We start from the raw sequence: 11,676 nt of genomic DNA, 5'->3' as shown, positions 1-11,676 counted from the left end.
AGCTAAAGCCGCGTTCGACAGCCGCTGCGGCGCGCTATTTTGCGTACACTAAGCGACCGACCCGCGCCCCTTCGCGGTTCCTCACAAAAGGAGTGCAGCCATGATGATTGTCGATTTGGTCGATGGGGATGATTTTCGCGCGCGCCTCATTGCGCTGGGGATCGACCTTCCCGCTAACGCCGACCCGGACGAAAGCGCGCGGCTGGCCGCCAGTGCGCACAAGGCCGTGCCCGTCGACGGGCTCCCGGCGCTCGTCGACGAGCTCACACGCCGCCAGGACATCGTGCTGCCCGCGGTGCGAGAGGCCATCGAGCGCCACCTGGCACATCTTTAGACGCGCCGTTTGTAGACGCGCCGTTTGTGCCCATTGAAGGCAAAAAAACGGGCCGTGTGAGTGATCACACGGCCCGTTGGGGTGCCGGCCGCCTAACGCGGCGGCCGGTGGCCAGACGCCTTAGCCCTGCGCCTTGGCAAGCGTCAGCGACGCGCCTTCGCTTCCCAGATTCTCCAGCAGGCGATCGGCGTACCAGTTGACGAAGTCGATCACGCCGAACTCGTAGGTTTCGGAGTACGGGCCGGGCTGGTAGGCCTTTGAGTTGATACCACGCTGGTTCTCTTCGGCAAGCTTGCGGTCCTGATCGTTGGTGGCGTCCCACACGCGGCGCATGTTCTCCGGGTCGTAATCCACACCCTCGACCGCGTCCTTGTGCACCAGCCACTTGGTGGTGACCATGGTCTGCTGCGGCCCCAAGGGCAGCACGCGGAATACGATCGAGTGATCGCCCATGAAGTGGTTCCAGGAGTTGGGCAGGTGCAGGATACGAAGCGAGCCCATGTCCGGGCTGGTCAGTCGGCCCATCAGCTTGTTGCAGGCGGGCTTGCCGTCCATGGTCATGGAGACCACGCCGTCGAGCAGCGGCGTGCGCGTAATGCGGTTGCGGCTACCAAAGCGCTTGAGCTGCCAGGGCACCTGCTCGCCGTTCCAGTCGTTTTGCTTGCGGGCGACCAGGTCCTTGTACTTGTCGGTGGCGCGCGGGTCTTCGGTGTCGTCGAACTCCATCAGCGAGTTCAGAAGCTCCGGATGCGAGCCGTTGCAGTGATAGCACTCGCGGTTGTTCTCGATCACGAGCTTCCAGTTCGCCTGCTCGACGATGCTGGACTCCACCGCCACCTTGACGTTGTCCATCTGGTAGGGCTCGAGGTAGTGCTCGAGCGTGACCAGGAAATCGTCGATCGACGACGGGTTCTCGGAGAGATTGATGAACACGAAGCCGCCAGCGGTGCGCACGTGCACCGGCTTCAGGCCGAACTGGTTCAGATCGAAGTTGGTGCCCATGTCGCTGCCGGCAAACAAGAGCCGCCCGTCGAGCTCATAGGTCCACTGGTGGTAGGGGCACACGAGCTTGGCGACCTTGCCCTTGTCGGTGGTGCAAAGCCTTGAGCCGCGGTGGCGGCAGACGTTATGAAAGGCGTGAATCTGGCCTTCGCCGCCGCGCACGATGACGATCGGGTTATTGCCGATCTCGAGGGTCATGAAGTTGCCCTTGGCCGGAATCTCGCAGCTCATGCCCGCGAACAGCCACTCCTTCTCGAAGATCTCTTCCATGTCGAGCGCGAACAGCCGCGCGTCGTTGTAAAACGGCTGCGGCAGGGAGTAGGTGCGCGCCCGTGACTCGAGCATCTCGACCGTCTCTTCACGCATGGCGGCCAGCGGATCGTTTTGGGTGTAGTCCGACGAATTGTTCATACCAGATATCCTTTTAAACCCGCCGGCCTCGAGGGCGGCGACACAGTCATTGACCAAACTACGTTGTCTTGTTGTTAAGTGGCGTCACCAGGCGTTGTACGGGCGCGCAGCGATGGCGTCATTATGGGGTGGATTGTGGTGCAGGGTGTCGATGCCGAGTTATCTGCCGACGACATCGCTAAGCGTGCCGACGACGTGAAAACCGATTTGTAACGCCCGCGGGGTGGCGCAAGACAAGTGCGTGTCGCTAACAGGTAAGCCGTCGCCCAAACGCGTACCCAGAATGCAGGGGAATGGTGCTGGACCGTGCCAGCAAGGACGGACCCGGTGAAGGCAACGTGCAAGCTCGGCCATATTGAGATAACGATGACAATGAATTTCTACAACCCCGTCACGACCCAAACCTGGACCAACGGCCGCCACCACGTGCGCTGTGTAAAAATGATCCAGGAGACCTGGGACGTTCGCACGTTCTGTTTCATGGCCGAACAGCCCGTGCTGTTCTTCTTCAAACCGGGCCAGTTCGTGACCCTGGAGCTCGAGATCGACGGCCAGCAGGTCATGCGCTCCTACACCATTTCGAGCTCGCCTTCGATTCCCTACAGCTTCTCGATCACGGTCAAGCAGGTGCCCGGTGGCTACGTCTCCAACTGGCTGCACGCCAACCTGAAGGTGGGCGACGAACTGGTGGTCCACGGGCCGGTGGGCAACTTCAACTCCATCGACTACCCGGCCGAGAAGGTGCTGTTCCTTTCCGGCGGCGTGGGCATCACGCCGCTAATGTCGATGACGCGCTGGTTCTTCGATACCAACGCCAACGTCGACGTCGAGTTCATCCACAGCGCCCGCGCGCCGCGCGATGTCATCTATCACCGCGAGCTGGTGCACATGTTCTCGCGCATCCCCGAGTTCAAGCTGCATATCGTCTGCGAGAAAAAGGACGACATCGGCGAGGCCTGGGCGGGCTATCGCGGCTTTTTGACCCAGCCGATGCTCGAGATGATGGCGCCGGACTACCTCGAGCGCGAGATCTTCTGCTGCGGCCCCGTGCCCTACATGAACGCCATCAAGGAGATCCTGCGCGCCAACAACTTCAACATGGATCACTACCATGACGAGGTGTTCGGCGCGACCCCGGCGGACGTCAAGGAGGACGTGCTCGAGCTTGCCGAGCAGGCCGAGGTAGAGGCCGAAATGGCCGAGCCGGAAGACCTGCTCAACGTCGAGTTCGCCCAGTCGAACAAGAGCGTGCGCATCCAGCCCGGCGAAACCGTTCACGCGGCGGCGGCCAAGCTCGGCCTGCACATTCCCAAGGCGTGCGGTATGGGTATCTGCGGCACCTGCCGCGTGGCGCTCAAATCCGGCGAGGTGGAGATGGAGCACAACGGCGGCATCACCGACGAGGACATCGAAGAGGGCTACATCCTCACCTGCTGCAGCCGGCCCAAGAGCAGTTTGGTCATCGATTTCTAAATTCTACTAACCACCGGCTTCTCAAGCGGATACCGCCACGCGGTGTCCGCTTTTTTGTGTCGCATTTCAGGCCCTTGAGATATTGGCTTTGACGCAATGAAAAACGCCCGGGGCGTAAGCCCCGGGCGTCGTTGTCACCGCACGCGTGCAGTTTGGCGCATCAGGCGGCGCCGAGCAGCCCGTGCGGGTCGAGGACGAACTTGCTCGCCACGCCCTGGTCGAACTGCTCGTAACCGCTGGGCGCGTCTTCAAGCGAGATCACCTGAGCGTTGACGATTTCGGCGATGTTCAGGCGCCCGTGCAAAATCGCCTGCATCAGCTGGCGGTTGTACTGCACCACCGGGGTCTGGCCGGTGTGGAAGGAGAGCCCTTTCGCCCAGCCCTGGCCAAAGCGCAGGCTGAGGCTGCCGGTTTGCGCGGCCTTCTCTGCCGCACCCGGGTCTTCGGTGACGTAGAGGCCGGGAATGCCGATGGAGCCGCCTTCGCGGGTCACTTCCATCATCTGGTTGAGCACCACCGCCGGCTGCTCCTTGCCGCTATGGCCCACCGCCTCGAAGCCTACCGCGTCGATGGCGCTGTCCACGCTCGGCTCGCCGACCACCGCGGCAATCATTTCGCCCAGACGGTCGTGCTGGGAGAGATCGATCGGAACAAACCCCATCTTGCGCGCATGCTCGAGGCGCGCCTTGTTGAAGTCGCCGATCATGACGACCGCCGCGCCGAGAAGACGCGCCGAAGCCGCCGCGGCCAAACCCACCGGGCCGGCACCGGCGACGTACACCGTGGAGCCCGCACCGACGCCGGCTTTCAACGCGCCGTGGAAGCCGGTGGGCAGAATGTCGCTCAACATGGTCAGATCGCGAATCTGGTTCATGGCCTGGTCGCGGTCCGGGAATTTCAGCAGGTTGAAATCGGCGTAGGGCACCATGACGTAGTGCGCCTGGCCGCCGACCCAGCCGCCCATGTCGACGTAGCCGTAGGCGCCGCCGGCGCGGTCGTCGTTGACGTGCAGGCAAAGGCCGGTGTGGCCTTCCTTACAGGTGCGGCAGCGCCCGCAGGCGACGTTGAACGGCACGGAGACGATGTCGCCGATACTCAGAAACTCGACGCCCTTGCCCTTCTCGATCACCTCACCGGTGATCTCGTGGCCCAGCACCATGCCTTTCGGGGCAGTGGTGCGCCCGCGCACCATGTGCTGGTCGGAGCCGCAGATATTGGTCGATACGACTTTCAAAATGACGCCGTGGTCGATGGGCTTGCCGTTGGGGGTTTCCATTTTCGGGTAGTCGATGTTCTGGACCTCGACCTTGCCGTCACCGACATAGACAACACCGCGATTGTTGGACATGGATAATCCTCTCTTCCGGGTGCGGCCGCGATTATGAGTCGCGCTGCATCGTTATTCTTGAGTGAAACTGGCGTGTTTGACGCAATCCCGACGGCAAGCGCCGACGATCCGCCAAACGGCATCAGGTGCCGCTTCAGCATGGTTGATTCGCGCGCGGATAAGTTACCCACAGACGACATCGAACGGCGGATGGGCGACCTGTTTCGGCACGCGTCACGATTTTGTCGTAAATGTCGCAAATACGCCGAGCGGTGACGTGGGCAAGCATCTTGGGGGCAAGGCCCGGCGATACTATCGCGGCATGATAGCGTCGCAAGCCCATCCCAACGCGCGGCGCTAACAAACGCCTGGACCGGATACAGACCGATCGATCTCAGACAGAACAACGCGACTAGCCTGGAGACCCAGATGTCACACAACAATTTTTCTCCCGATGCCCGCCTGGCCAGCTACGACACGGCCCTCGCCTCCGCCATTGCCGAAGAGACGTCGCGCCAGGAAGCCCATATCGAGCTGATCGCTTCCGAAAACTACACCAGTAAGCTGGTCATGGAAGCTCAGGGCAGCCAGCTGACCAACAAGTACGCCGAAGGCTACCCGGGCAAGCGCTACTACGGCGGTTGCGAGTTCGTCGACAAGGTCGAGGCGCTTGCCATCGAGCGCGCCTGTAGCCTGTTCGGCGCCAACTACGCCAACGTTCAGCCGCACTCCGGCGCCCAGGCCAACGCTGCGGTGTTCATGGCGCTGGTCAGCCCCGGCGACACCATTCTGGGCATGAGCCTGGCCCACGGCGGCCACCTGACCCATGGCGCGGCACCGAACTTCTCCGGCAAGCACTACAACGCCGTGCAGTACGGCCTGGTCGAGGGCACCGGCGAGATCGATTACGAGGAAGTCGAGCGTCTGGCCCGCGAGCACCAGCCGAAAATGATCATCGCCGGCTTCTCCGCCTACTCGCGGGTGATCGATTGGCGCCGTTTCCGCACCATCGCCGACGAAGTGGGCGCTTACCTGATGGTCGACATGGCCCACGTCGCGGGTCTGGTCGCCGCCGGCCTCTACCCGAGCCCGCTGCCCTACGCCCATGTGGTCACCACCACTACCCACAAGACGCTGCGCGGCCCGCGGGGTGGTCTGATCCTCTCCGCCGACGGCGACGAGGCGCTCTACAAGAAGCTCAACGGCGCGGTATTCCCGGGCCAGCAGGGCGGCCCCCTGATGCACGTCATCGCCGCCAAGGCCGTGGCGTTCAAGGAAGCGATGAACCAGGACTTCGTCAACTACCAGCGCCAGGTGATCGCAAACGCCCGCGCCATGGCGAAGGTGTTCATCGAGCGCGGCTTCGACGTCGTCTCCGGCGGCACCGACGATCACCTGTTTTTGCTCTCGCTGATCAAGCAGGGCGTGACCGGCAAGGAGGCGGATGCCGCCCTCGGCCGCGCCCACATCACGGTCAACAAGAACAGCGTGCCCAACGACCCGCAGAGCCCGTTCGTCACCTCCGGCCTTCGCATCGGCACCCCGGCGGTAACCACGCGCGGCATGGTCGAGGCGGACTGCGAGCAGCTTGCTGGCTGGATTTGCGACATTCTCGACGTGCTGGCCGACGAGCAGGACACCACCGAGATCGAAAACCGGGTGCGCGACCACGTCGCTGATCTGTGCGCGCACTACCCGGTTTACGGTCAGGCCCAAACCCAGGCAGAGCCGGTCGAAGACGCCACCGTCGCGTAACGACCGCCGCCCGCGGGCTCCACGGAGTCGATTCAGGAGAGATTTCATGCAACGTTATTCCGGCTTCGGATTGGTTAAACATGCGCTCGGTCATCACGAGAACTGGGAGCGCCAGTGGCGCAACCCCACGCCCAAGAAGCGCTACGATGTGATCATCGTGGGCGGCGGCGGCCACGGTTTGGCCACCGCCTACTATCTGGCCAAGGAGTTTGGCGTCAAGAACGTCGCCGTGGTCGAAAAAGGCTGGCTGGGCGGCGGCAACACGGCGCGTAACACCACCATCGTGCGCTCCAACTACCTGTGGGACGAGGCCGCGCGCCTTTACAACCACTCGCTGGATCTGTGGAAGGGGCTGTCTCAGGATCTGAACTACAACGTCATGTTCTCGCAGCGCGGCGTACTGAACCTGGGCCACACCCTGCAGGACATGCGCGACATCCAGCGCCGCGTGCACGCCAACCGCTTGAACGGCGTGGATAGCGAAGTGGTCACGCCCCAGCAGATCAAGGAGATCGAGCCGGAGCTTGATATCTCCAACCGCGCGCGCTACCCGATCATGGGCGCCTCCTGGCAGAAAAGCGCGGGCGTTGCCCGCCACGACGCGGTGGCCTGGGGCTACGCTCGCGGCGCCGACGCCCTCGGCGTCGATCTTCTGCAAAACACCGAAGTCACCGGCTTCAAGATTCGCGACGGCAAGGTGCTCGGCGTTCACACCAACCGTGGCGACATCGAAGCGAACACCGTTGGCTGCGTGGCCGCGGGTAACTCCGGGGTACTGGCCAACATGGCGGGTATCAAACTGCCGCTCGAGTCGCATCCGCTTCAGGCGCTCGTCTCCGAGCCGCTCAAGCCGGTGCTCAACACCGTCACCATGTCCAACCACGTGCACGGCTACGTGAGCCAGTCCGACAAGGGCGACCTGGTCATCGGCGCGGGCATCGACGGCTATCTCGGCTACGGCCAGCGCGGCAGCTACCCGACCGTCGAGCACACCCTGCAGGCGATCGTCGAGATGTTCCCGATGTTCTCGCGGGTGCGCATGAACCGCCAGTGGGGCGGCATCGTCGACACCTGCCCGGACGCCTGCCCGATCCTCTCGAAAACGAAGGTCAAGGGTCTTTATTTCAACTGCGGTTGGGGCACCGGCGGCTTCAAGGCCACCCCCGGCTCCGGCCACGTGTTCGCGGCGAGTCTGGCCAAGGGTGAAATGCACCCGATCGCCGCGCCGTTCTCCATCGACCGTTTCCACACCGGTGCGCTGATCGACGAACACGGCGCCGCCGGCGTTGCGCACTGAGGAGAGCTGACATGTTCTATATTCACTGCCCCTACTGCCAGGAGCACCGCGAGGAAGAGGAGTTTCATCCGCGCGGCGAGGCTCACCTGATGCGCCCGAAGGATCCGGACAACACCACCGACGAAGAGTGGGGCGACTACCTGTTCTTTCGCAAGAACCCGCGCGGCGTTCACCACGAAATGTGGGTCCACTCCGTGGGCTGTCGCAAGTTCTTCAACATCACCCGTAACACGGTGACCTACGAGATCCTCGAAACCTACCGGATGGGCGAGCAGCCGAGCATCACCGCCGAAACGGAAAAGGTCCGTAAGGAACAGGGCGTACAAACCGCCGACGGCGGCTGGCAAACCATCGGTGCCCAGCCCGAATCCAAGGCCTTGAACGAGGAGACCTCGTCATGACGCAGACCAATCGTATCGATGCCGGCGGCCGTGTCGATCGCTCCCAAACGCTCGAATTCACCTTCAACGGCCAGCGCTACAAGGGCCTGAAGGGCGACACCCTGGCCTCGGCCCTGCTCGCCAACGGCGTGGACATCGTCAACCGCAGCTTCAAGTACTCGCGGGCCCGCGGCATCGTTGCCGCCGGCGCCGAAGAGCCCAATGCCGTGGTCCAGCTCGGCGCCCGGGAAGAGACCCAAGTGCCCAACGTGCGCGCCACCCAACAGGCGCTCTACAAGGGCCTGGTCGCGCGCAGCACCAACGGCTGGCCGAACGTCCAGCGCGACGTGATGAGCTGGGTCGGCCGGCTGGGCGGCGGCTTCATGCCGCCAGGCTTCTACTACAAGACCTTCATGGCCCCGGCCTCGATGTGGATGACGTATGAGAAGTACATCCGCAAGGGCGCGGGTCTTGGCCGCGCGCCTCACGAGTCCGACCCGGACATCTACGACCACATGCACCACCACTGCGATGTGATGGTCGTGGGCGCGGGTCCGGCGGGCCTTGGCGCTGCGCTGTCGGCGGCTCGCGCCGGCGCCCGCGTGATTCTCTGCGACGAGCAGGAAGAGATGGGCGGCTCGCTTCTCGATAGCCGCGAAACCCTGGACGGCGTCTCCGCCGCGCGCTGGGTCGAGGCGACCATCAAGGAGCTTTCAAGCCTTGAAAACGTGACCCTGCTGCCGCGCACCACCGCCAACGGTTACCACGATCACAACTTCGTCACGCTGCACGAGCGGCGCACCGAGCACCTGGCCGACACCGCCAGCGAGGCGGGCTTTGCCGGCCAGGCACGCGCGCGGCTGCACCGCGTGCGCGCAGGCCAAGTGGTGCTCGCCAGCGGTACCCACGAGCGCCCGCTGGTGTACGCCAATAACGACCTGCCGGGCAACATGCTCGCCGGGGCCGTGTCGACCTATATCCGTCGCTACGCCGTGGTGCCGGGCAAGAAGCTGGTGCTTTCGACCAGCAACGACCACGCCTACCGCGCCGCGCTCGACTGGAAAGAGGCCGGCCGCCAGGTCGTGGCGATCGTCGATGCCCGCGCCAACCCGGACGGCGACCTCGTTCGCCAGGCCCGCGACAGCGGCATTCGCGTGATTACCGGAAGCTCCGTTATTGAGGCCCGCGGCGGCCAGCGCGTCACCGGCGCTCGCGTCTGCGCGATCGATCTTGAGCGCTTCGTGGTCACCGGCAAGGTCGAGGAGCTCGAGTGCGACACCATCGCAAGCTCCGGCGGCTACAGCCCGGTGGTGCATTTGTCTTCGCACACCGGCACCCGCCCGCAGTGGAACGAGGAGCTGCTTGGTTTTCTGCCCGGCGAAGTGAAAGGCATGATCTCCGCCGGCGGCGTCGCCGGCCATTTCGGGCTTGACGAAACCCTGGCCGACGGCGAACGCGCCGGTCGCCAGGCCGCCCAGGCCACGGGCTTTGAAGACGCTCAGGCGATCACCCTGCCCGCCACCCGCGGTCGCCGCGACGGCAAGGCTTGCGCGCTCTACCAGGTACCGCACGAAAAAACCGCGCTGCGCGCACCGAAGCAGTTCGTCGATTTGCAAAACGACGTGACCGCCGCCGGTATCGAGCTCGCCACCCGCGAGGGCTTCGAGTCCATTGAGCACGTCAAGCGCTACACCGCGCTCGGTTTCGGTACCGACCAGGGCAAGCTTGGCAACATCAACGGCATGGCCATCGCCGCGCGCTGCCTCGACCGCTCGATTCCGGACGTCGGCACCACGGTGTTCCGCCCCAACTACACGCCGATCACCTTTGGCGCCATCGTTGGCCGTCACTGCGGCGAGCTGTTCGACCCGAAACGCTACACCGCGCTTCACCAGTGGCACATGGAAAACGGCGCCGAGTTCGAGGACGTGGGTCAGTGGAAGCGCCCCTGGTACTTCCCGCGCACGGTCAACGGCAAAAAAGAGACCATGCACGAAGCGGTGGCCCGCGAGTGTCTGGCGGTGCGCGAAAAAGTCGGCATTCTGGACGCCTCGACGCTGGGCAAGATCGACATTCAGGGCCCGGACGCGCGGGAATTTTTGGGTCGTGTCTACACCAACAAGTGGGCGCAGCTCGCCCCGGGCCGCGTGCGCTACGGATTGATGTGTAAAGACGACGGCATGCTGATGGACGACGGCACCACGAGCTGTCTGGCCGACAACCACTTCCTGATGACCACCACCACCGGCGGTGCGGCGGGCGTGCTCGAGTGGCTGGAGCTTTGGCACCAGACCGAGTGGCCGGAGCTTCAGGTCTACTTCAACTCCGTGACCGACCACTGGGCGACCATGACCGTGACCGGCCCGGACGCGCGCAAGCTGCTGTCCGAGCTGACCGACCTGGATCTGGATAAAGAGTCGTTCAAGTTCATGGACTGGCGCGACGCGACCGTGGCTGACGTGCCGGCGCGTATCTTTCGCATCTCGTTCACCGGCGAACTGGCCTTCGAGATCAACGTGCAGGCCAACTACGCGCTGCACGTCTGGAAGAAACTCTTCGAGCACGGCGAGAAGTACGATCTTACGCCCTACGGCACCGAAACCATGCACGTGCTGCGCGCCGAGAAGGGTCTGATCATCGTCGGTCAGGACACCGACGGTTCGGTCACCCCGGAAGATCTGGGCATGCAGTGGGCGATCGGCTACGACAAGCCCTTCCCGTGGATTGGCAAGCGTGCGCTGAGCCGCCCCGACACCCTGCGTGGCGATCGCAAGCAGTTCGTCGGCTTGAAGCCGAAGGACCCGAGCGTCGTGCTGGAAGAGGGCGCGCAGGTCGTTTTCGATAAGGAGCAGAGTATCCCGATGGCCATGAAAGGCCACGTGACCTCGAGCTACTACAGCCCGTCACTGGGCCACGGCTTCGCCCTGGCAGTGGTGGTCGAAGGCCGCGATCGCATGGGCCAAACCGTTTACCTGCCGATGACCGACGGCACGATGCATGAAGCCGAGATCGTCAGTCCCGTCTTCATCGACCCGAAAGGAGAGCGCCAGAATGTCTAACGTGAGCGCCAAGCAGTTCAACACCGTGCCCGCCGGTAATCCGGCGGTCGAGTCGCCGCTTCACTGGAGCTACCAGCAGCAAAAGAGCACCCACAGCGCCAATGCCGGCGTGGTGCTGCGCGAGAAGGCGCTGCTGGGTCACGTGGTGCTGCGCGGCGGCGCCATCGTACTCGACGAGGCGGTGCGCCAGGTCCTGGGCATGAGCCTGCCGGCCAAGCCCAACACCGTCGAGCGTGACGAGGCCGGCGAGCGCTCGATTCAGTGGATCTCGCCGGACGAGTGGCTCGTGATCGTGCCCGGCGGCGAGGAGTGCGACCTTGAGCGCCGCCTTCGCGAGGCGCTGGGCGATGCCCACGTCAGCATCGTCAACGTCAGCGGTGGCCAGACCGTGCTGACGCTTGCCGGCGACAACGCCCGGGAAGTACTGATGAAGACGGTCTCGTTCGACGTTCACCCCCATGCATTTCCGGTCGGTAAGGGCGTGACCACCATTTTCGCCAAGGCGACCGTGGTGCTGCGCCGCTCAAGCGAGACCGAGTGGGAGCTGGTGGTGCGGCGCAGCTTCGCCGACTACTGCTACCGCTGGCTGCTCGACGCATCAAAAGAATACGGTATCGATACACAATAAAAGCAGGACG

9 protein-coding genes are annotated in these 11,676 nt (G+C 63.8%); 7 read left to right on the top strand and 2 right to left on the bottom strand.

Translation table 11 applies throughout. The features are described from left to right. The first annotated feature begins 100 nt into the window (after nucleotides 1-100). On the top strand, nucleotides 101-334 hold the full coding sequence (locus RN347_RS00585) for a hypothetical protein (RefSeq protein WP_311959300.1): 234 nt from the start codon (nucleotides 101-103) through the stop codon (nucleotides 332-334). Nucleotides 335-454: 120 nt separating this feature from the next. Here RN347_RS00585 and RN347_RS00580 read toward each other — a convergent pair whose 3' ends face one another. Further along, the gene (locus RN347_RS00580) at nucleotides 455-1,747 is read right to left on the bottom strand and encodes an aromatic ring-hydroxylating dioxygenase subunit alpha (protein ID WP_263585555.1); all 1,293 of its coding nucleotides are present in this window, start codon (nucleotides 1,745-1,747) and stop codon (nucleotides 455-457) included. Nucleotides 1,748-2,113: 366 nt separating this feature from the next. Here RN347_RS00580 and RN347_RS00575 point away from each other — a divergent pair, with 366 nt between their 5' ends. Then, nucleotides 2,114-3,220, top strand: coding sequence for a hybrid-cluster NAD(P)-dependent oxidoreductase (locus RN347_RS00575; protein WP_263585556.1), 1,107 nt, complete (start codon nucleotides 2,114-2,116; stop codon nucleotides 3,218-3,220). Between the two features lie 160 nt (nucleotides 3,221-3,380). On the opposite strand, the gene fdhA is transcribed toward RN347_RS00575, so the two are convergent. Then, nucleotides 3,381-4,568: a formaldehyde dehydrogenase, glutathione-independent gene (fdhA, locus tag RN347_RS00570; RefSeq protein WP_263585557.1), complete on the bottom strand. Its 1,188-nt coding sequence runs from the start codon at nucleotides 4,566-4,568 to the stop codon at nucleotides 3,381-3,383. Nucleotides 4,569-4,976: 408 nt separating this feature from the next. On the opposite strand from fdhA, the gene glyA reads away from it, so the two are divergent. From glyA to RN347_RS00545, 5 genes are read left to right on the top strand one after another with little or no spacing between them, the layout of a single operon-like run. Beyond that, nucleotides 4,977-6,302, top strand: coding sequence for a serine hydroxymethyltransferase (gene glyA, locus RN347_RS00565; RefSeq protein WP_311959298.1), 1,326 nt, complete (start codon nucleotides 4,977-4,979; stop codon nucleotides 6,300-6,302). Between the two features lie 46 nt (nucleotides 6,303-6,348). After that, nucleotides 6,349-7,599 carry a sarcosine oxidase subunit beta family protein gene (locus RN347_RS00560; protein WP_263585559.1) on the top strand — a complete coding sequence of 417 codons (1,251 nt, stop codon included), beginning with the start codon at nucleotides 6,349-6,351 and terminating at the stop codon, nucleotides 7,597-7,599. 11 nt (nucleotides 7,600-7,610) lie between these two features. Then, a complete protein-coding gene (locus tag RN347_RS00555) occupies nucleotides 7,611-8,000 on the top strand; it encodes a sarcosine oxidase subunit delta (protein ID WP_263585560.1) in 390 nt (129 codons plus the stop codon). Beyond that, entirely contained in the window at nucleotides 7,997-11,038 is a 3,042-nt protein-coding gene (locus RN347_RS00550) for a sarcosine oxidase subunit alpha family protein (protein ID WP_311959296.1), read from the top strand. Before RN347_RS00555 ends, RN347_RS00550 begins: the two co-directional genes overlap by 4 nt. After that, a complete protein-coding gene (locus RN347_RS00545) occupies nucleotides 11,031-11,666 on the top strand; it encodes a sarcosine oxidase subunit gamma (RefSeq protein ID WP_263585562.1) in 636 nt (211 codons plus the stop codon). Before RN347_RS00550 ends, RN347_RS00545 begins: the two co-directional genes overlap by 8 nt. The last annotated feature ends 10 nt before the right edge of the window (nucleotides 11,667-11,676 follow it).

This window comes from Halomonas sp. PAMB 3264 (assembly GCF_031954245.1).
In the GTDB taxonomy this organism is placed as follows: domain Bacteria; phylum Pseudomonadota; class Gammaproteobacteria; order Pseudomonadales; family Halomonadaceae; genus Vreelandella.
Note: the sequence above shows the minus strand (reverse complement) of the source record. Positions and strands in the feature narration are given on the sequence as shown.